Annotated in this window: 19 protein-coding genes; 6 read left to right on the forward strand and 13 right to left on the reverse strand. The window is 36.0% G+C overall.

The window, feature by feature from the left end:
- Positions 1–13 precede the first annotated feature (13 nt).
- From BN3107_RS02680 to BN3107_RS02690, 3 genes are all read right to left on the reverse strand, one after another.
- Positions 14–859, reverse strand: coding sequence for an ATP-grasp domain-containing protein (locus BN3107_RS02680; protein WP_058306100.1), 846 nt, complete (start codon positions 857–859; stop codon positions 14–16).
- Between the two features lie 2 nt (positions 860–861).
- Positions 862–1755, reverse strand: a complete 894-nt coding sequence (locus BN3107_RS02685; RefSeq protein WP_058306101.1) for a RimK family alpha-L-glutamate ligase — start codon at positions 1753–1755, stop codon at positions 862–864.
- Between the two features lie 121 nt (positions 1756–1876).
- Positions 1877–2749: a GGDEF domain-containing protein gene (locus BN3107_RS02690; protein WP_058306102.1), complete on the reverse strand. Its 873-nt coding sequence runs from the start codon at positions 2747–2749 to the stop codon at positions 1877–1879.
- A 193-nt stretch (positions 2750–2942) separates the two neighbouring features.
- On the opposite strand from BN3107_RS02690, the gene BN3107_RS02695 reads away from it, so the two are divergent.
- Positions 2943–3266 carry a hypothetical protein gene (locus BN3107_RS02695; RefSeq protein WP_058306103.1) on the forward strand — a complete coding sequence of 108 codons (324 nt, stop codon included), beginning with the start codon at positions 2943–2945 and terminating at the stop codon, positions 3264–3266.
- Positions 3267–3454: 188 nt separating this feature from the next.
- The gene (locus tag BN3107_RS02700; protein WP_058306104.1) at positions 3455–4534 is read left to right on the forward strand and encodes a GerAB/ArcD/ProY family transporter; all 1080 of its coding nucleotides are present in this window, start codon (positions 3455–3457) and stop codon (positions 4532–4534) included.
- A 142-nt stretch (positions 4535–4676) separates the two neighbouring features.
- Here the strand turns inward: BN3107_RS02700 and BN3107_RS02705 are convergent, their stop codons facing one another.
- The 7 genes from BN3107_RS02705 to BN3107_RS02735 form a co-directional block, all read right to left on the reverse strand.
- Positions 4677–5843, reverse strand: coding sequence for a Ger(x)C family spore germination protein (locus tag BN3107_RS02705; protein WP_058306105.1), 1167 nt, complete (start codon positions 5841–5843; stop codon positions 4677–4679).
- Between the two features lie 51 nt (positions 5844–5894).
- Positions 5895–7388 carry a spore germination protein gene (locus tag BN3107_RS02710; protein ID WP_058306106.1) on the reverse strand — a complete coding sequence of 498 codons (1494 nt, stop codon included), beginning with the start codon at positions 7386–7388 and terminating at the stop codon, positions 5895–5897.
- Positions 7389–7642: 254 nt separating this feature from the next.
- Entirely contained in the window at positions 7643–8443 is an 801-nt protein-coding gene (locus tag BN3107_RS02715; protein WP_058306107.1) for a DUF4097 family beta strand repeat-containing protein, read from the reverse strand.
- Entirely contained in the window at positions 8443–8997 is a 555-nt protein-coding gene (locus tag BN3107_RS02720) for an HAAS signaling domain-containing protein (protein WP_058306108.1), read from the reverse strand. Before BN3107_RS02720 ends, BN3107_RS02715 begins: the two co-directional genes overlap by 1 nt.
- Entirely contained in the window at positions 8990–9313 is a 324-nt protein-coding gene (locus BN3107_RS02725) for a PadR family transcriptional regulator (protein ID WP_058306109.1), read from the reverse strand. The genes BN3107_RS02720 and BN3107_RS02725 overlap by 8 nt, the downstream gene beginning before the upstream one ends.
- Before the next feature lie 190 nt (positions 9314–9503).
- Entirely contained in the window at positions 9504–10493 is a 990-nt protein-coding gene (locus BN3107_RS02730; RefSeq protein WP_058306110.1) for a D-alanyl-D-alanine carboxypeptidase family protein, read from the reverse strand.
- A 142-nt stretch (positions 10494–10635) separates the two neighbouring features.
- Positions 10636–12072 carry an RNA-guided endonuclease InsQ/TnpB family protein gene (locus BN3107_RS02735; protein ID WP_058306111.1) on the reverse strand — a complete coding sequence of 479 codons (1437 nt, stop codon included), beginning with the start codon at positions 12070–12072 and terminating at the stop codon, positions 10636–10638.
- Positions 12073–12263: 191 nt separating this feature from the next.
- Between BN3107_RS02735 and BN3107_RS02740 the strand changes: the two genes are divergently transcribed.
- Complete coding sequence (locus BN3107_RS02740) at positions 12264–12500, forward strand: efflux RND transporter permease subunit (protein ID WP_058306112.1); 237 nt, start codon at positions 12264–12266, stop codon at positions 12498–12500.
- Positions 12500–13063, forward strand: a complete 564-nt coding sequence (locus BN3107_RS02745) for an efflux RND transporter permease subunit (protein ID WP_058306113.1) — start codon at positions 12500–12502, stop codon at positions 13061–13063. Before BN3107_RS02740 ends, BN3107_RS02745 begins: the two co-directional genes overlap by 1 nt.
- A 593-nt stretch (positions 13064–13656) precedes the next feature.
- Here BN3107_RS02745 and ltrA read toward each other — a convergent pair.
- Complete coding sequence (gene ltrA / locus BN3107_RS02750) at positions 13657–14985, reverse strand: group II intron reverse transcriptase/maturase (protein ID WP_058306114.1); 1329 nt, start codon at positions 14983–14985, stop codon at positions 13657–13659.
- Positions 14986–15636: 651 nt separating this feature from the next.
- Positions 15637–16416 carry an enoyl-ACP reductase FabI gene (gene fabI, locus BN3107_RS02755; RefSeq protein ID WP_058306115.1) on the reverse strand — a complete coding sequence of 260 codons (780 nt, stop codon included), beginning with the start codon at positions 16414–16416 and terminating at the stop codon, positions 15637–15639.
- A 245-nt stretch (positions 16417–16661) separates the two neighbouring features.
- Here fabI and BN3107_RS02760 point away from each other — a divergent pair, with 245 nt between their 5' ends.
- The gene (locus BN3107_RS02760; protein WP_058306116.1) at positions 16662–16886 is read left to right on the forward strand and encodes a hypothetical protein; all 225 of its coding nucleotides are present in this window, start codon (positions 16662–16664) and stop codon (positions 16884–16886) included.
- 113 nt (positions 16887–16999) lie between these two features.
- Complete coding sequence (locus BN3107_RS02765; protein ID WP_058306117.1) at positions 17000–18382, forward strand: alanine/glycine:cation symporter family protein; 1383 nt, start codon at positions 17000–17002, stop codon at positions 18380–18382.
- Between the two features lie 234 nt (positions 18383–18616).
- Here the strand turns inward: BN3107_RS02765 and BN3107_RS02770 are convergent, their stop codons facing one another.
- Positions 18617–21040 carry a beta-glucosidase family protein gene (locus BN3107_RS02770; protein ID WP_058306118.1) on the reverse strand — a complete coding sequence of 808 codons (2424 nt, stop codon included), beginning with the start codon at positions 21038–21040 and terminating at the stop codon, positions 18617–18619.
- Between the last annotated feature and the right edge of the window lie 655 nt (positions 21041–21695).

Raw genomic sequence — 21695 nt, forward strand, 5'->3', positions numbered from 1 at the left:
ATATACTCTTTATTTACTTCAAATCAGCTAATATAAACTCCAAATATAGCCGCACAATATTAATTTCTGTATGTTCACTTAACGTTCTGCTACCGACGACATCCTCTATTTCGTTAAAAAGAGGTTGGTCCTGGTCATCAAAAATAAAGTCAATCCCAACCATACCAAAGGGAAACAGTTCTACAATTTTATCTACCATATTTTTTTCTTGTGTCGTCAAAACATATGCCTGAGCTGTGCCACCTAACGAATGATTTGCTCGGAAATCTTGATTAGATTCTCTTAAAATGGCAGCTATAATTTGTTTACCAATCACAAAAACTCTAACATCTTTTCCTGATTTAGCTAGTGGTTGCACGATAAATTGCTGTCCATTCAATCTAGGTATTATGCCTTTTAATTCTTGATAAGAGTCAATTTTATGTACTTGCTTTCCTCCACGTCCATCCACTTCTTTGATAACAAAAGGGAATTCATGAAATCCCTGTTTGATCAAGCTCGATCGATTTAAGAAAAAGGTATCTGCCATTGGAATATTGTGTTGAGCCAGTAGTTGATGGGTCTTAGCTTTATCATTTGCTACACTAGCAACAGACGAAGCATTGTAAACAGGAAGCCCCATACATTCTAATTGTCTACTTAAAAGATCATTGATGGTGCGCATGATAACAAAATCAGGAAGCGAATCCTCTTGGTTCGACTCGATAAACAATTTATTATTCCTAACTCCATAATAAATTTGATGAACATACACTAATGTTAATTCCACCTTAAGAAATTTCGCTTCATTTATAAACCAATCAATGTATGCTTTATTTTTGTCTGCATCTTCTTGTTCATAGATGATCCATGCTTGCATATCTAATGCCTGCCTTCCAATGCGTGTTGTATATATTCCATCATACTTATGGTTACGTCAACCCCAGTACAATCGTAGATATTTTTAAAATGAGAATTTGAATTGACTTCACATAAAATTGGTTCCCCATTCTCACCAAATAATAGATCGACACCAGCAAAATCGGTACCTATTAATTGACTACAACGAATGGCAAGTTCTTGCTCTTGTTCAGATGGTTGATAAGGATACATTTTTCCACCAGCCGTTACATTAGCTCTGAAATCATTATCCGATTGCCTTAACATCGAAGCTACAACCCGGTCTCCAACCACATTTAACCGAACATCTTTACCGTAACTTGAACGAATGTATTTTTGAAAAATATATGCCTTGCTTCCCAGTTCAGTCGTTTTTTTTATCAAATCTTTTTCGTTTTCGATCAAATAGACTTGTTCCCCAAAAGAACCGAATGTTTCTTTTATGATTAGTGGAAAGCCTAACGTTTCTTTCACCATTGACAGGTGGCCATAATCCTGTAGTTCCATAAAAACTTTTGGGGCAATAATGGTTTGCGGCATTGAAATTCCATGATCAGAGAGGTGTTGATAAGTGAGTGCCTTATCATCACAAATTTCGATAGCGCTCGCTCTATTAAATAACCGTATTCCCATTTTTTCTAATTGTCTTGCTAAAAATAAATCTTTATCCCAAAAAAACACGAAGTCAGGGTATTCGCTAATTCCCAACAATGCTGCTTGAGCATTATGAATAGTTACTAATAAATCATTGTTTTTGATTGCCTTCATTTCTATGTTGAATGAATGAGCAGTCTTAATTAACCACTCCACTTGTTCCGAGAATTTAGTGCTATGTAAATTACCATTATAAATAATCCAACCCTTTTTTCTAATCATAGAGACTCCTTCTACCACTTTTTTATTTTTTAGTATAGCACAGCAACAATAATAAGATATTTACCCTCGATTAGTGAAATATTAGATGCAAGCAATACATGCGATTGGTGTGCCGACATACTCATTCTGAATAAGCAGATATTTGATTGCGCCCATTTCTCTTGGCGTTGTATAACGCTTGATCAGCGCGTTTTAACAATTCGGAAGCACCAAAGTCAGAGGTGCTAATTATTGTTTCTAAGCCCATACTTATGGTGACATACGGCTCAATCGAAGAACATTTATGTTCAATCTCTAGTGAAGCTATTCCATTTTTAATTTTTTTAGCCTCCTCAAGAGCATTTTCACGGTTCGTTCCTGGGAGAATGATAACAAACTCCTCTCCCCCATACCGTGCAAAAAAATCTTCTTGTCTAACTAAGGATTCTATCTTGCCTGATACTTCTTTCAAACATTCGTCTCCCTGCAGATGACCATACGTATCGTTATAGACCTTGAATTCATCAATATCAATCATAATCACAGATAAAGGTGTCAACTCTTCCGAAAATTTTTCATATTCCTTTTCTAAAACTTGATCAAGTTTTCTTCGGTTTGGTATTAATGTTAATCCATCAATATTAGCAAATTTACTTTGGATTTCTAATTCTTTACGATGAGCTGTTAATTCTTTAGTATCATCTCTCATTTTTTTAAAAAGATTTCCGACAAATCCACCGATTATCGAGAAGAAAACCAATCGAATCATCCAATACATGGTCATTTGATTCACATTACCTGTTACCTCCAAAAATAACAGTGGCCCTGCTAAAACACCTGAAATCATCCCTACTATTAAACCACCAGGCATTTTCCAATACCAGCCCGCAAGAATAATTGGAAAATAGAACAAATGAACAGGAACCGTATGCGGTCGAAATATTAGGGCAATCCCCCATGTCAAGAGTAAGACTAGTAGAATTACCATAATTAATACACTTTGTTTTTTCATCATAAATCTTTATCTCTCCCAAAGCTCTGTAATTTTAAAAATAATCTACAAATTTTATTTACTTCATATGTTATCAGACTACATTGATATGTAAATATGATTTTTAAGAAGGAGTAGATAATAGCTTTTTAATGGATTAGTCACATCTATTTCTCTAGGTGAATATCATGTGTTGAATAGGAAGGAGTGATCTTAGATGTACAATTATTCAGATGGAATCTACCAGCAGCACGAAATAAAAAACTTATGCGAAGAATATAAGAATTATTATGTAATGGGCCAACTAAATGATGGTGCACAATTTGAAGGCATTGTTGATAGCGTTGATAACTCTGGGGTCAATATGTTAATAGCTGAGGATATAGTGGAAGAGCAATCAGATCGACAGCTTGGTTATTACGGACCAGGCAGAAGAAGGTATCGTCGTTTCAGAAGACAAAGATATCCCTTTGGATTATTAACAAATCTATTATTGTATCCATTTTATTATCCACCGTATCCTTATTATCCTTGGTATTAGAAGAAATCCTCGATAATTATAAAAATATATGTCTAATCCCATATTTTTTTTACTTATGGAGATTAGACTTTTTTTTATTCTATGTTTGCTTGCTTTCAGTTAGTTATACTTCACTATTATTATGGTAATAATAGTATAATAATGGCTCTGTTATTTAAAGTTAATCACAAGTAAGGAAGTATGTAATCATGAATAAAATTTCAAATATACAACTATTTTCATTGATATTAGTATTTGAGATTGGAAGCACCACATTATTTGCATTAGGAATCGGTGCTAATCGTAATGCCTGGATTGTGATTCTAATTTCATATTTTCTAAGCTTGAGTTTGTTATGGTGTTACACCCAGATTCCGCGCTATTATCCAAATCAAAATTTTTCTGAAATTCTAACCGACAGTTTAGGTGTCATTTTGGCTAAGCCGCTTCTATTACTGTATGGTATTTACTTTTTTAATCAAACAACACATAATTTTTATGAATTCGGTGTACTGATTAGAATAACCGCTCTGCCCAACACACCGTTGTTAGTTATTTTATATTTATTTATTTTGGTTATGATTTACGTGTTACACAAAGGTTTAGAAGTTATCGCAAGATCCATAGAAATATTTTTACCATATTTCGTTTTATTTTTAATTCTCATTTATTTCTTAACGTTTCTGTCTGAGGATTTTCAACTTTCCAATTTACAACCTATTCTCGGCGATGGCTTCAAACCGGTACTAAAAGAAATACCGACTGTACTCGCTTTTCCATTTGGTGAAATGGTGGTCTTTTTGATTTTTTGGCATTATATAAATAAACAGCAGTTAATAAGAAGAACAACTTTTATAGCTGTTACAGTCTCGGCTTTAATCATAACAACTTCACTAATAATATTTCTTGCAATTTTAGGACCGGAATTGACCTCAAGCTCTGAAATACCTTTGTTGGAAACTTTATTATCAATCCATATAGCAATGATTTTTACGAACCTTGACAGTATAGGTGTATTTATTATGTTTATCGGCGGATTCTATAAAACAGCTATACATTTCTTCGCCTTTTCCTTAGCCTTAACTTGGCTATTTAACAAATCTAATCCGAAGTGGGTCATTTTTATTTTTGGCTTGCTATTGCCAATTATTACTCAATATCGTTTTTCTAGTTTAGATGACCAGAGATGGAAGGGTATGGAAGGAGGAGTCTATAACATACTCTTATATTCCTTACTTCCATTATTAATACTACTCATTATAATGGTAAAGAAAAAAGCAAAAAATTGAAAAGGAGATTCCTTCCATGTTTGATCCAGATGTACTTAAAGCAGATCCTTTATTAGCCTTTCTCTTATTTGGTGGTTTGACATATGCATTGCTTTTAGTAATCATCCTAATAATAAAACTAATAAAGAAACTTTTTTATTAGTTATTGCTTAGGTTCTAATGATCCTTGAATTAATCCAGAATTTAAAATTTCCACCTCTACATCCAAGTCGAATGAGGCGTTTATAAATTCGGTCTCCCAATTTTTTTTTACTTGATTCCAGACTACAGGATTTTTTTTATTTAAAATATCACCGAACCCAAAAATATCTGTTTGAAACTCTTTTTGTGCTCTCGATAACACTTTAACTAGTTTATTTTCTATTTCAGATTCAGCTATTTTTTCAATCTCTTCAATAAATTGAATAACATCTTTTTTCTGAGAAAAGTTATTTATCGCTTGTTGCTCTGCAATCTCTACTGTATGCTTTATTTTTATAGTGAAAGATATATCAGATTTATTAGTAACATTTGGGACAATTTTAGATTTTAACTCAGTTAAATTGAGGGTTATATAGTCGTTTTCTTTATATGGAAAAGTTAAAGCGCCAATTTGACTGTTTTCGTTTTTATTGGTAATCCAGTTATATGCCATCGTTTCTTCATTACTAATAAACCCTACAAGTTTATCCTTTTTAAACACAGCACCGCCCGATAAATGTAAGTTTTTTTTAGATTCTTCCTTCTCTAATGTAAGAACACCCAAAACGGGATTACTGCCCATTTCTAATGCATCTTTATAAAATGTTAGTAAATTATCAGCTACGGCGTCATATTCAGCATTATCAAATAAACTGTACAAAAAATTAGCCGGAAGTTTAGAAATGCTATTATGCTGTTTTTCTATAATTGCCGCAGCACTAGTTTCTTGGGCTACAGCCACCCACACATAACTACGTACTTCCTGTTCCCTTTGAAAGGTTTCAAATAATGATATCAAACCTTCTTTAGCAACCTGTTCACTTACAACAATTACTTTATTATGGGCATAAAAGGCTTTTCTATCTATTTTATGATTCGCTTTTCTCATTAGTTCAGAAATAGTTCTCCCCTTCACAGCTACTATTAAAAAAGACTCATCCTGGGAAGATGTAAAAGTACTCTCTGCAGACGGTCTAAGATATTGAGAGGTTAAAATGTATTCGCCTGTATTTTCATCGATATCAATCGCCATTGCAGTTACAATACCGATCTCTGTTAATTCTTGTACATCCCAACAACCTGCTAGAACTAATACACTTATCACTAAAATCATGATTAGTTTTCTCAATACTGCTACCTCCCCAGAATTAATTTTTTCCTCATGATCAATACCTGATGTTTAAAACCTTTTTCTTATAATTGTTTTTGACTTACTTTGCAAAAATCTTAATGGAAGTCTAATGATACTATCTCTTAAATCCTTCATTACTATTGGTGCTAAAGGAGTTAGATATGGTACGCCAAAAGACCTTAAAGAAACAACGTGAGCAACTAAGAATAGAGTACCAATTAATAATCCGAAAAATCCGAATATGCCTGATAGCAACAATAAGAAAAACCTCATCAATATCACAGCATTGTTTAATGCTGTCACTACAAATCCAGTAATCGCCGTCAAAGCTACCACAATTACCATCGGAGCTCCGACAAGACCCGCTTGAACAGCCGCTTCTCCAATTACTAAAGCACCTACTATACTCACTGCAGATCCTATAGGTCTTGGCATCCGGACTCCAGCTTCCCTTAATAATTGAAATATGACAATCATGATGATAGCTTCTAAGAGAATTGGAAAAGGAACCCTCTCCTCTGCTGCAGCCATAGTTGTCAGTAGTAAAGTGGGAACCATTTCATGATGAAAAGTAGCAGCTGCTACAAAAATAGCTGGCGTAGATACGGTCAGAAACAAAGCCATTATTCGAAAAATACGTATTAATGACGAAATATAAGCATTCGAATAATAATCTTCTGGAACTTGAAAAACTTCAATAAATAAATGTGGAACCGTTAAGACAAAAGGTGTACCATCACATAAAATAGCAACCCTACCTTCTAATATCTTCGCTGCAACTTTATCTGGCTTTTCGCTATTTCCAATCGTTGGGAAGATGGAATAAGGGTGGTCTTCAATATAACTTTCAAGATAACCTGATTCTAGAATGACATCTGTGTTAATTTCTTTCAGACGTTTTCTAACTTCTTCTACGACTTCTTGATTAACAATATTATTCAAATAAGCGATTCTTACTTTTGTTTTGGTTTCTTTTCCGATAATTGATTCCTCAAAAATTAAATTAGGATTATTTATTTTACGTCGTATCAAAGAGGTATTGGTTTGAATTACTTCATTAAATCCTTCCCGAGACCCTCGGACCGTTGCTTCTGTCTCCGGTTCTTCAACACCTCTAGATTGATAACCGACTGAAGTAACTAATAATACTCGATCATATTTATTGATGAAGATTGCTGTTTGCCCTGTTAATATACCATCTATTACTTCCTCTAGTGTTGTTGCTTCCTTCATCGATGGAGCTTTTATCATTTGATTTTTTAGAATCGATATAAATCCTGGGGAGTCTGCGTTCATGTCCTTCAAGTTAGTTCTTGCTAAACCATCCATTACGTTAAAATGGATAAAATCCTCACTAACCATCCCTTCCATATAACAAATAAATGCTGAGGTCTCTTCTTGATTTTGAATTTTAAAATTTCTAAATTTAATGTCGATCGAGTTATGAAAAATCTCTTGTAGCATAGCTTGGTTTTCATTCAAATCCTTCTTAATTTTTTCACTTGCATATTTTTTTTGCCTTGGAGTCCGTAACCTTCTCATCAGAATACCCTCTTTTATAAGATTATTACTTTATTGTTTGTTGAAAATATAAAATAGATACACGGAGAGAAGAAATATAACCAGGAAAATTTCATGAAAATGCCACGGAAAGGGAAGTGGACAGCCGCAGCGATGGTTTCCTGTACGCTTTATTTCAAAATGGCTACTCTGATCACAAACGCGTTGATATCTAGTGTTATATGCTTTCTTTCCTTACAAAAAAGGAGTGAACGGTTTGTGTTCACTCCTTCTTACTATTTATTGACCGTAATGCTACCATTTTTGGTTCTTAACTTAATCGTATGATCGCCATCACCGATGATCATGTCATAACTAGAATCATTAAAAAGATTAATACTACCGTTATTCGTCTTAGTATCAAATACAACGTTCGTCGGTTCTTTTTCCGTCTCTATAGTTATGCTTCCATTATCTGTTTGAAAGTCAATTTGTCGATCTAATTCTTTGGATACCAGTGAAATCGCTCCATTATTGGTTTTACCAATCAATTTACCTTCCACATTCTCAAGTTCAATTTTACCATTATTCGTGTTGACTTCTACTTGATCAGAAATGATGTTATGAAGAAAGATTTTACCGTTCTTCGTTGTTGTCAAAATATTCTTTGCATTCATTTCTTTAACTCGTATACTGCCATTATCAATTTCTGCTTGCAATGATTGATATTCTCTTTCAGGTACGTAAATTGTTAACGTACGGTTGAAGTCAAAGAAGTTTAGACTAAATAGTTTTCTTTTTTCATTTTCTGTTTCAATGAGTAATGTAGCGCCACTCTCTTCAACCATTAAATTGTTTTCATTTTTATTTACTGCATTTCCTGTTAACTCCACTCGGATACTATCATCAGTCGACGGAACCATTTTCACCGCTTCATTATTCACTCGAATATCAAAGGAAATTATATCTTCATTTGTAATTTCTACTGATTCTTCAAGCGTACTTGGCTCATAATAACTGTAGGCAACTGCACTTCCAATTCCACCAACAAGTAAACATACCACGGCAATCACGACTAATTTTTTCAGATGTTTCATTATTTCATTCCACCTTTCACAATTCTTACATTAAAGTTTAAGTAGCCCATAAAACCTTTTGTAACAAAATTAGTGACATATACCATCGCAATTATTATTAATAAACCAATCCCTGTTAAAGTAATAGAAAAGAATAAATCGAAATATAGAAATGAGCCCGGATAAAACAGTAAATTTATTAAAAATAAAAACGGTGATATAACAAAAGCTCCACCCATTATCCAGCCTGATACAATCAAAGAAACAAGGGCGATAAATGGTCCAAGTACAATAACTAGGTTGAAGAAACCTAAACCAATAACAGCCCAAACTGCTCGCAGAAAATTCCCTGTCGATGAAGTAGCTTCTGCCTTTTCAAGGTAATGAGTGGCTAACAGTTCTTTTGCTATATGATTCGGGGAACCTAGCGATTGTGCAATTTCTTCTTCTGTTTTGTCATCTTTCTTGGCCATGTCAAAATGCTCTTGGAAATCCGCTAATATATCTTTTCTTTCATCATCTGAAAGTCTGTTCAAAGATTGATCTAACTTTATTAAAAACTGATCTTTATTCATCACTTACACCTTCCTTTAAAATATAATTTACACCGTCTGAAAAATGTTTCCATTCTTCCATCAATTCGTTAAGATGATCTTGCCCTTTATCTGTTAACCGATAATACTTACGAGAAGGCCCCTCTTGTGACTCCTGTAAATAGGTGGTAAAGTATTCTTCTTTTTTTAATCTTCGAAGCAACGGATAAACAGATCCTTCTGAAATTGCTATTTGATCAGATATTTTCTGAACAAGTTCATATCCATATCGATCTTGTTTATTCAGTAATGCAAGCACACAAAGTTCTAGAGCACCTTTTTTAAATTGAATATTCACTCTTTGATCACCTTCATTCTTCATTTTAGTACTGTTCATTGTATAGTACTAACTTTTTTATAATACTTTCTAACATAATATACCACTTACTACTGTTCATTGCAAGGTACTAATCTAAATTTAATATCAAAAAAGCCGAAAATATGCTTTTACACATATAATCAGCTTTTTTAAAAAAATTTTATTCCAATTAATAAAGTTCAAAAGAAGCATCGTATAATTTTTCTGTTTCCTCAAACCGCTCTGTTTTAGATGATGTTCCCATAACAACGGAAATTAACCGTATGCCATTTTGCTCAACTGTTCCCGTAAAACCATAACCCGCAAGGTCCGTGTATCCTGTCTTTAAGCCATCCACACCTTCATATGCCAAACCATATGCGGTGACAGTTGGTAGCATCCAATTGGTGTTAGGATAGGTTGTATTGTTTCTTACATATTGTTTTTCATTAATTGTTTCCAGTAACTCGGGATATTCCGTGATTAAATAGTTAGCAAGCTTCGCTAAATCTTGGGCTGACATCGTATTCGTTTCCTCAAATTCACCTACAGAAAAATATTTACCGAGATCCGCATTATCAAGCCCTGTGCTATTTACAAAACGGGAATTTTCTAATTTCAATTCTTCTGCTTTTTGATTCATTTGTTTTACGAATTGCTTTTCAGTTGTCGCAACAGCCTCTGCCAAAGCAATGGCTGCACCATTAGCAGAATGAATGGCCATCGCTTCAAATAATTCTTTGACCGTATATGAATTACCTTTTTCTAAATGAACAGAAGCAAACCCAGGTTGACTAGATATCGCATAAGCATAATCACTAATCAAAACCGTCGTATCCCAAGCAAGGCTTTTTTCCTCAATCGCCTCCAATACGAGTAGTTCCGTCATCATCTTTGACATGCTAGCAGTTGGGAGAGATTCGTCACTATTTTTTTCGAATAAAACTTGTCCGGTGTTAGCGTTTATAAGAAATACCGAGCTTGCATCCAATTCTATATTCTTTATCCGTAAAAACCTAGGTATTTTTTGTTCAGGTAAGCCTAGTGTATTTAGTTGTCGTTCAGATATAGAAGCTTTTTTCATTGGCAATGGTTCACTTTCTTCTTTGGCCATCGCCCCTACAAAATAAAATCCGCTAGTAAATAATACGAGTATAATAACTACTAATAACTTTTTCATGTAACCTCACCATTGTCTTTGACTTTACTAAAATATTATATCATACCATGCAACCTCTACGCCTGTAGACCTAGAGAATTTACGTCTACAGAACAATATGAACCTCTCATCACTAAAGTGACGAGTTTCTAATGTATCAACTTCAAACGATGCTTAACATTAGTGGGCGGGACACAACACCCTCTATCCCCTCGGCAAGAGCGTTAGGGACTACTTTTCTTATGATATTTCCTGCTGCATTCACATCAGCGTGGATGAAAGTCTTCTCTTTGGTCCGATATAATCCTCGTTTTATCCTGCGGCCACTAAACCTAACCTTCGTTGGAACACCTTTTTCATAGTGGGGCAATTCATCCATGTCCACCAAACTTGCTTTTGATGTGTAGCTTTCTTCTTGCTGGTGTACGCGGATGTCATAAGCTTCCGCTTTATATGCAATCATACGAATCAGCATCGTATGGGGGAGCGTTTGAAAGTGTTGCTTGTCCTGCTTACGAAGACTCACTTTCTGCTTCCATCCCTTATTCACCCCGATGACAATCGTGCTGACTTTGCGTGCTAGTGCTAACTGAACGATATGAAAACTTGCTTTATGGAAGGCGTCTTTTAACTTAAAGAAACGTTTTTGATCTAACCGATGTAATCGTTTACTTTGGAAGGAACCTTCTTGTGGTCCCTTTCCTTGTCGTAAAACACAGTAATAATGGGCACGCTGTTTGTTATAATATTGATTGATACTTTTCACCATTTGGCCCTTGATAATGACAGGTGAGGAGCCTGTATTATCGACGATGGTTGCCAAACAATCAACACCGAGATCGATACCCATGATATGTTGTTCATCCAGTTCTAAGCGTTCTTTCTCTTCCTCTTTCCTGATCACCAATTCGATCGTATATTCGCCATAGGTCGGTATCATTCTTACTTGTTGTAATGGCCCCTTAAGCCCTAACTTTCCGATATTCAGTCTTTCTTTCGTTTGAGGAAAACGGAGATATTTATCGTCCTTCACCTTACATACCTGATTAGAAAAGACACAAGCGATTCTTCCATTCTTCGGGACATACTTAGGAATTTTTGGCCTTCCGATATATTTGTCTGGATGGACTTTGTAATCTTTCAGGCTGACAAAATAAGCTTTCCAATTTTGAAACACTAGTCTCATGACTTGTTGATTGACTTGACCAGGTAAAGCTAGGTAATCCGCATTCTCTGACACTTTAAACAAGCTGTCTAAAAAGGCATAAGAAGGCCATTTCTGTTGGGCAGATGGATACTCGAATAACACAGCATCTTGGATCTCTTGGCGCTCGTCCACGGGCTTTTTTAATTCTTTTTGCCGTTTCTTTTCTACTGTATTTCTTTTGATGGCATTCATTTGTGGAAGATGTTGGTCAATGAGGTCGAACACTTCTTGTTGTTGTGGTTGAAGGTTTTTTCCTTCATCAAAGGCGGTAAAAATTTGACGGATGTGAAAGTTGGTGGCATTGTACAGATTTTTCGCTAAAAACGTGAGTTGGTCACAATAAGGATAAAGCCGATGCCCTTTTTTAATGCGGATTTGTTGCGTACGGTACATATTCTTCACCTCTTCTTTTAAAGTAGCACCCAACAAACACAAACATACGTTCCTTTTTTATTATTATATACTAGAACAAATGGTCTGTCAAAACCGTTCACCATTCATCTCATCACTAAAGTAACGAGTTTTCTGGTGAACATTTATAAAAAGAAATTATTGGTTATTAAAAATTGTAGGAGGGATTATTGTTGAAGTGGTTAGAATTTATTATTAAGCGAAAGATTTTAGTTGTGTTGCTAGTTGTTTTAATAGCTATTCTCGGGTGTGTTTCTATTTTTAAATTGGACAAAGAGCTATTACCATCTGTTGATATGAATGGTGCATATGTAAACATATTAGCTGGGGATATGGCTGCTGTAGAAGTTGAACGGAAAATAACAACACCTTTAGAAAAACAATTACAAGGATTAGATATAGTGGTATAGTGGAAGAGCTTCATTCTAATTCTGAAATTGGTCGAAGCAATATTCAAATTAACTTTAAATCTGATAGTGGTGATGCTGGCATTCAGGAAATTGAGTCCATTGTACATACTATCGCCGCCAGTAATCCTAATATTCAAGATTATATGACCGGGCAATACGGTACAAATCAGGATTATGAATTATATATGGATTTATCTGGAGAAGATATGGAAACTATTACCTCTTTTGCTGAGGATGTTTTAGAACCAAGACTTGAAAATTTAGCTGAGGTTAGTGATGTAGCTTTTGAAGGGTTATATCAGCAAGAAGTAAGTAAAAGTCGTATTCATCGTCCAATTTTTTTTATGACTAGCCTTACGACATCTGCTGGTATGCTACCTTTGGCCATAACAACTGGTTCATCAGGAAATTATCAAGTCCCGATGGCAACGGTGATTATTTCCGGATTATTATTTGCCACATTCATCACTTTACTATTAATACCAGCTGTTTATCGACTTTTCAGCAAAAAGGAACGAAAAATAGAAGAAGAATACTCAGATCAAAAGCAAGAAATCATCTAAATGAGAAGATGCTGGTACAAAGAAATTTATAATTACAAAAATCCAAACGATTCAAATAGACCTTGAAATCGTTTGGATTTGTATACATATAAGGAAGATACTGCGCAATAACCAATGTGTATGTATTAGCCAAAGTGGTAATTTTGAAATGTATTGTCGGATAAACATCCGCTCCGGCTGCCCACTTTCCTTTCCGTGGGGTTTTACCTTCAGCTAACTTTTTAAGCAAAGAACGCTAAAAAAGTTAGCTGAAGGTAAAACGTTCCCACAGGAGTGAAAGTGGGCGGCCTGCGCTTATATATTTGTTCTACAACTGCTGTGACAGATAGCATTTTGAGCTGTTATCTTATTATTTCTTTTTTTACATAATAGAAATGGCATAATGCTACCTCATGCTAGCGTTGTAGAATATCCAATTAGCGTCCGCTTCTACTCCAACGGGATGTTTTTATCCGAAGATCCACTTTGGTAAGTGATCTTTGCTTACCAAAGTTAGGTCGAGTAAGCGGGAATACTTGATTACTTAAAGTATTCCTCACTCCTCACAGAACCGTGCGTGCGCTATTCACGCACACGGCTCTTCCTATCACCTTTCACAGAATATACGATATATGCCGTCTCAAGTCATATATGTTCGTTTTCGTTCTCGGATTTGGTAATGGATATTTCACCAAAAATAATTCAAACTTCTCCCAACTGAAGGATTTTCGTTGACTCCTTCGATTCATCCATTTAAATAGTAAATTTTTTATACAACGCAGAAAATAGTGGACTTCGTGAGCATTATCCGTGATACAATAATAATTATAGTAGCCCACTAGCGATTGTTGGATTCGGCGCATGATGTCTTGAATATCCCTCGTTCGATTTGCTTTTAACCAAGCTTTATGTTGTTTAATCTTGGCCCGGACTTTCTTCTTACTACTTTTCCGTTTTACACGGTAATTACCTTTCTTGCTTTTACTACAATAGTGCGTAAAGCCAAGAAAATCGAACGTAGATGGTTTCTTCTTTCCGTCACGCTTTGCATCTTTCCAGGCATAAGGACCAAACGAGATAATCTTCGTTTTATCCTCTGCAATTTCTAGATGAAACTTACGTAACCTTTGAATCAGATTCGTGTAGAATCGGTTGGCATCTTCTTTGTATTGGAAACAACACACAAAGTCATCCGCATAGCGAACCATGTAGGCTTGACCCTTACATTGTTTCTTTACTGCTTTCTCAAACCATAGATCCAACACATAATGAAGATAGATATTCGCTAGAACCGGAGAAATGATACCCCCTTGCGGGGTTCCCCGGTCTGTATCGATAAATTTCCCATCTTCCATATAACCACCTTTTAGAAATCGAGCGATAATACGAAGTAAGTTGGGGTCATTGATACGATGGCGAAGAAACTTCATCATCCAATCATGACTCACATGATCAAAGAATCCTTTGATATCCGCATCTACTATATAATTGGTTTTCCGTTGTTCCATGTATACATTTAAAATCTTTAATGCATCATGGCAGTTTCTATTCGGACGAAAACCGAAGGAACAATCGAGAAAATCATTTTCATAAATGGCATTCAAAATCTTCGTAATACCCATTTGAACGATCTTATCTTCATGTTCGGGGATACCTAGTGGCCGTTTCTTGTTGGAACCCGGCTTGTCAATGTAAGAACGCTTGACCGGAATCGGTCGATAAGCCTTTCTCTTCATTCGTTTCACTAGGCCTTTGATGTTTTGGTCTAAATTCGCTTCGTACATTTCTTTGGTAGTGCCATTCACACCGGTTGCTTTACCTTTCGGTAATTGGTAATGGCACTGTTTCAAGTTACTTTCATTTAGTAAATGTACGAGAGAATTAAAGACAAGGTTCTTATCCGATTTTGCTAATTCTGTTATCCTATTAAGTTTCGTTTCCATAATACGTTCCACCTCTGGGTATGGATTATGTTTCTCTATCAAGGGTGATGACAGGTAACGGCCTTTCCTCCATCGGCATTACCCAACTTCATCAGTACTACGCCGTTATCCGACTTCCTTTAGGCATTTGACAGCCCTCACTTTATTATCGCTTGTTCGTCATTACTTTCTTTATCCGAAAGACCTAAAGGACCTCCCGAGTTACCGCAACATATCAATGTGTAACGTGCCAGGGTCTTCGACTCCGGAGAAGATAGCATTCTCTCGCCTTTAACGAGAATCCTATTGTTGCCTTCTATGCCTCAGAACACATCGACCTTCTCAGCTTTGGTTTTATTTCAGAGCTCTATCCCTCAGCCACTAGGGCTTTCCGGCCCGTTACCTAACTGTCTACGCTTAAAGGCAATGTGTTACCACTTGCCCTCCAAGACTCGCTACAAGTGAATGGCTAGTTCTTACTTGGCGGGAATCCCACCCGCTATATGTTACGACCTATGCTCGGCCGCACCTGAGGAGAAAAACCCGTGGAAAGGGAAGTGGACAAGCCGTAGCGGTTTCTAAGCACACACATCATGTCAAAATTAATACATCATTTGTTATATCGTTCGTTTATGATGTTGAGACAATAGGTTATGTGCTAATCTATTTTTGCTAACCTAAGATATTATAACCAGAATCAACGTAAACAATTTCACCAGTAACCCCACGGGATAAATTACTTAACATTGCTAATGACATGTCTCCGACTTCTTCTTGTGTCACGTTGCGTTTAAGTGGTGCTGTTTCTTCAATTTTATGAAGTATCTCATTAAATGATGGCACACCTTTTGCTGCGAGCGTTTTAATCGCTCCTGCAGAGATAGCATTTACACGAATATTAGAGCTTCCTAAATCCATTGCTAAATATTTCACGGAAGATTCTAATGCCGCTTTTGCTACACCCATGACGTTATATCCTTCCACGACACGTTCCGCTCCTAAATAGCTCATGGCAATAATCGAACCACCTTCTGTCATGAATGGCTGTGCCTCCCTAGCTACCGCAATCAGCGAGTAGGAACTGGTATCCTGTGCAAACGCATATCCTTCACGAGTAGTATTGACAAAGTTATTTTTCAAATCTTCTGAATGAGCAAAAGCAATGGAATGAACAACTCCATGAATAATGCCGGCTTCTTCACCAATTTTTGAAAAAGCTTTTTTAATACTCTCATCGTCATTTACATCACAAGCAAGAACTTGTTGAGCTTCAACATCTGTTTTTTCTAATAATTTTGTTAGTTTCGTATAGGATCTTTCTTTACGATAGGTAAAAATAAGGTTAGCGCCCGCTTGATGAAGTGATTTTGCAACACCCCACGCCAGACTTCTCTCATTCGCTACTCCCATGATAACAAAATTTTTATCTTTCACTTTTAATAAATCGATCATATTGTCCACCTCTTGTTTTTATATATGGTATTAGTACCTGATACCAATATAACATAATTATTTCTTCTATGTATATTAAGAGCTATATTGCACAAACCTAAAGCAAGATTTCAAACAGTGAATTTGTTAACAAAACTCACCGGAAAGTTACCGTTCATTTACCTCCACACTTAATTCTATCACTTGAAGTTTGGGTTTTTCGAATGGTCACTCTCGTGATAATAAAAAAAGGCGGTTGATTTTTTATGGTTGTAACATTAATTATTGCAGGTCTAATCGTTGCTCTCATTGCCTTAGTTTACACTGTAAAGGTTGGTAAAACAATAAATGCACAAAAAAGTGAGTATGATCATAATCCTAAAATTTCTGAAAAACATCCATTTCTCCTCAATCCTGTATTTTTAGCATATATCTTAGGATTTGGAGCGCTACTTATTTTTATTTTTTTCCTCGCTATGCGCTATTATTAAAGTGTATGTGTCCTTTGCTTTATAAAAATTTTTATACTATTGACATTCTCTCACATGTACAAGAATAAATTTATTATATAGTTTGATTATTAAATTTATGGGAGGGAAGTGTCATGGAATGGTTAGCGGATTTCAATGAACAAGGTGCTGAGTTACTCGGTACAATTGGAGGCTGGGTGTGGGGACCTCCTCTGCTTATCCTTTTAGTCGGTACAGGATTATTTCTTACATTCAGACTCTTATTCCTACAATTCAAATTACTACCTTATGCGTTAAAACTATCCTTCAGTAAAAATCAAGACAAAACATCCAAAGGAGATATTAGCCATTACCAAGCATTAACAACCGCCATGGCTGCGACCATCGGTACTGGTAACATTGCCGGTGTAGCAACAGCTGTTGTAGCAGGTGGTCCTGGAGCTGTTTTTTGGATGTGGATTACCGCTTTAGTTGGAATGGCAACAAAATATGCAGAAGCCTTACTAGCCGTTAAATATCGGGTTCAAAATGAGAATGGTGAAATGTCTGGCGGTCCTATGTATTATCTAGAAAGAGGTTTAAGAAATAAAAAGCTGGGTAAATTCTTAGGTGTTTTATTTGCGATCTTTGCTGCTATTGCAGCTTTTGGAATTGGTAATATGGTGCAATCAAATACAGCTGCTGCATCTTTAGAGGAAACATTTTCAATTCATCCATTTATTACAGGTATTATTTTTGCATTATTAGCTGCCCTCGTTATTATAGGTGGTATTAAGAGTATTGGACGAGTAACCGCTTACTTCGTTCCAGTAATGGGTGCTTTTTATATTTTAGGCGGACTAATCTTAATTATATTAAATTTCGAACTTGTTCCAGCTGCTATCAGCTTTATATTTGAAGATGCCTTTACAGGAAGCGCAGTTGGTGGGGGAATTTTAGGTACTGTTATTCGTTATGGGGTTGCTCGGGGTGTATTTTCGAATGAAGCAGGTTTAGGTTCTGCTCCAATAGCCGCTGCTGCTGCAAAAACAGATTATCCTGCCAGACAAGCATTGGTATCGATGACACAGGTTTTCTTTGATACCATCATTGTTTGTACCATTACAGGAATTACGATTGTAATGGCTGGTCAATGGGATGGTGGCCTCGATGGTTCAGCCTTAACTAGTGCATCTTTTTCACAATTTTTAGGAACAACAGGTTCTTATATCGTAACATTTGGTATTTTATTCTTCACTTTCTCCACGATTCTCGGATGGTCTTATTATGGTGAGAAATCCGTAAATTATTTATTAGGAGAAAAAGGTGTCCGGTTTTATCGATATATCTTTATTGCCTTTGTCTTTATTGGTGCTGTCGTTTCACTCGATGTAGTATTTAATTTTTCTGATGTAATGAACGGACTTATGGCATTTCCAAACTTAATCGGATTGCTTGCTTTGTCTGGTATTGTTGTGGCAGAAACTAATTCCTTTATGAAGATTGCAAAAAAAGAAAGATCTCCATCGAAAAATTAGTCTAAAATACTGGAAACATAAGAAAAAAGCGCAGAGCGCCCGTTTAGAAACGTAGCGACTTCGGAATCAACTGAGATAAAGGAATCACGTTGAGTTTACGAACCGATGATGACTTATCGTAGGGCGATTCGTGAAGTCGCCTAGTTTCTGGGTGCTTGGAGCTAGACATGACAATGCTTATATTCTTTCTTTACTCATAAATAAAAGCCTCCTAGAGGGGCTTTTATTTATCAGTTATAAGGTTTTAGGATTTTTTGCTTTTGCTAATTTAAACTTCTCTTTCAATAAATGGAAGAACCCTTTAAAAAATCGTCCATTCACCATCATTAATATTCCATCAACCATTGGCATATTGACCATTCCGCCCGTCATTCGAGCGATACCCCTAAAAGGCATATTATAAATCGACATCATGATTAAATTTGCCGTGCTTCGCTTACCGATTTTACGTAAGAACCAATGAGAGAAAAGTACACTTTTATACAAAAGCCTGCCAAATACCCCTTTCGCATAATGACATTGAGCAATCATATCATTATATCCAAGTGGTTTATCACGATCCCAATTCGGATCTGGAAGCTTTTCTCCTATTAAATGTTCAAATTCATCAGATGGCACCTGATTAACTTGTCCTTTATAATAGGAGGGTAGGAGCTCCTTTACGTATGGCAAAGGCGCATTTGTTCCTTCCATAAACACTTCTTCCTGTAGTTTAATGTCTGCACTAGAGGCTCCGATCATTATTTGATATTCTGCCTTTTCAATTTCCCATTGGTTTGTTTTTACATTAAAGTATCGAAATGTATTATCATTAAATGGAATTCTTACTGTTTTGGTCTCTCCAGCATTAATAAACACTTTTATAAAACCTTTTAATTCTTTTTTAGCTCTAAAAATATTGCCAGACTTACAACCGACATATAATTGAGCTACCTCCATCCCAGCTTTACTTCCAGAATTAGTAAGCTTAAATGACACGCCATTCTTGTCCACACTGATATCCGAATATTCAAACGTTGTATAACTTAATCCAAAGCCAAAAGGGAATAGCACATCTACGTCAGCCGAATCATAATAACGATAACCGATATAGATACTCTCTCGATACTCCACCGTCGCTTCCTTTCCAGGAAAGTGTTGATAAGAAGGTGTATCTTCATATTTTAATGGATAGGATTCTGCTAATTTACCAGAAGGGTTGACGTCTCCTGATAAGACTCGTAAGATAGCGCGTGCACCCGCTTGTCCTCCTAAATACCCGTGTAATAACCCTTGCACCTTATCTATCCAAGGCATTTCAACTGCTGAACCACATGAAATTATACCAACGATATTAGGATTGACAGCATGAAGTGCTTCTAATAATTCAATTTGATTTTCAGGAATTTTCATATCTTTTCGATCAAGTCCTTCTGCTTCTGTCACTTCATCTAAACCGATATAAAGCAAAACAACATCAGCTTGTTTTGCCAATTCACATGCGTTTTCAATTTTTTTAGGATCTTTTTTTCCATAGCGTTCAAAACCTGGCTCATATCCAATATTAATAATTCCTGATTCTTCAAAACAATCCATCGTATGATCTAAAATGGTTGGATTTACAATCGAGGAACCTGCACCTTGATATCGTGCATCTTTGGCAAAGTCACCGATTACCGCTACTTTCTTACCAAATTTCAATGGCAGAATTTCCTGATCATTTTTCAATAATACAATTGATTCTTCCGCAACTTTCTGTGAAACACGATGATGTTTCTCAATATCAAAATCTATTTTCGGTTTTTTATAGGCATTTTGTGTAGTGAAAATCAAATCCAGCAATCTATCTACCGATTTGTCTAATATATCTTCACTCAGATCTCCGTTACAAATTGCAGCTACTATTTCCTGGTCCGTTTCACCACCAGTTGTAGGCATTTCTAATTCATTCCCCGCTTCTAATCCCTCAATACGATCATTACTTCCTCCCCAATCAGTAATGACCGTGCCGTCATATTGCCATTCTCCCCGTAAAATGTCCTGCATAAGATGAGTATTTTCATTCGTGTAAGTACCATTCAGTTTATTATAGGAAGACATAATAGCTTTTGTGTTTCCTTCCTTTACAGCTATTTCAAAAGCAGTCAAATAAATTTCTCTTAGTGCTCTCTCATCTACTATAGTATCAATTGTCATCCGTTTTTCTTCTTGATTGTTAACAGCAAAGTGCTTTACACAGGCAGAAACTCCAAACGATTGGATGCCCCTAATATATCCAGCAGCCATTTTCCCCGTAAGATAAGGGTCTTCACTAAAATACTCAAAATTCCGTCCGCATAACGGATTTCGCTTCATATTGATACCTGGTCCTAATAGTACATTGACATTTTGTTCAATTGCTTCTTCGCCCAGGTATTCGCCTACTTTTTCACCTAATTCAACATTCCAACTATTAGCTACAGTTGCTGCTGTAGGATAACAAGTTGCTGGAACGCCCTCATTCAACCCAAGCTTATCTGCAGCAACAGCTTGTCTTCTTATGCCATGGGGGCCGTCAGCAAGAAATATACTTTTAATACCTAAACGTTCTATATCCTGGGTTTGCCAATAATCTTTTCCTGACATTAAAGATGCTTTCTCTTCCAGTGTCATTTCAGCTATTATATCTTTATATTTCATATGAAGTCCTCGTTTATTCTTAAAGTTCATAGTTCCATTTTGAAAGCGTAATTACTCTCATATGTATTCTACTACAGAATATAGCTATTTTCTATTACTTACTTTAAAACCATACCCCATCATATTCACTATTGCATATAAGAAGGATTATACGACATAACTCTTGTAGTCATTTTGAGATGATGTATGTGGGTAGTATCCGCTACAGCTTGCCCACTTCGCTTTCCAGGGGGCGCGTCTTCAGCTAACTTTTGTAAAGAAGTTCGTTTTACAAAAGTGGATCTTCAGATCACGCTGATCCCCTAGGAGTCGAAGTGGCCGCCTACGCTGAATGAAGTTCTACAGAGATTGCAAGTGCTAGCATTTTGGATTGTTATAGATATGAGCTTATTTTGTTAATAATAATAAGTAATCTAGATACAAATTCAAGTCGATGTTGAATAAAGCCAACATTTTTATTCTGACTTTAATTGTAGGACATTAAAAAGCGCACGTCGGCTTCCACTCCTGCGGGATATTTTTATCCGAAGATCCACTTTTTAAGCGCACTTTGCTTAAAAAGTTAGGTCGAGTAAGCGGGAATACTTGATTACTTAAAGTATTCCTCACTCCTCACAGAACCGTGCGTGCGCTATTCACGCACACGGCTCTTCCT

Origin of the sequence: Gracilibacillus massiliensis (genome assembly GCF_001458115.1) — a bacterium.
In the GTDB taxonomy this organism is placed as follows: domain Bacteria; phylum Bacillota; class Bacilli; order Bacillales; family Amphibacillaceae; genus Gracilibacillus; species Gracilibacillus massiliensis.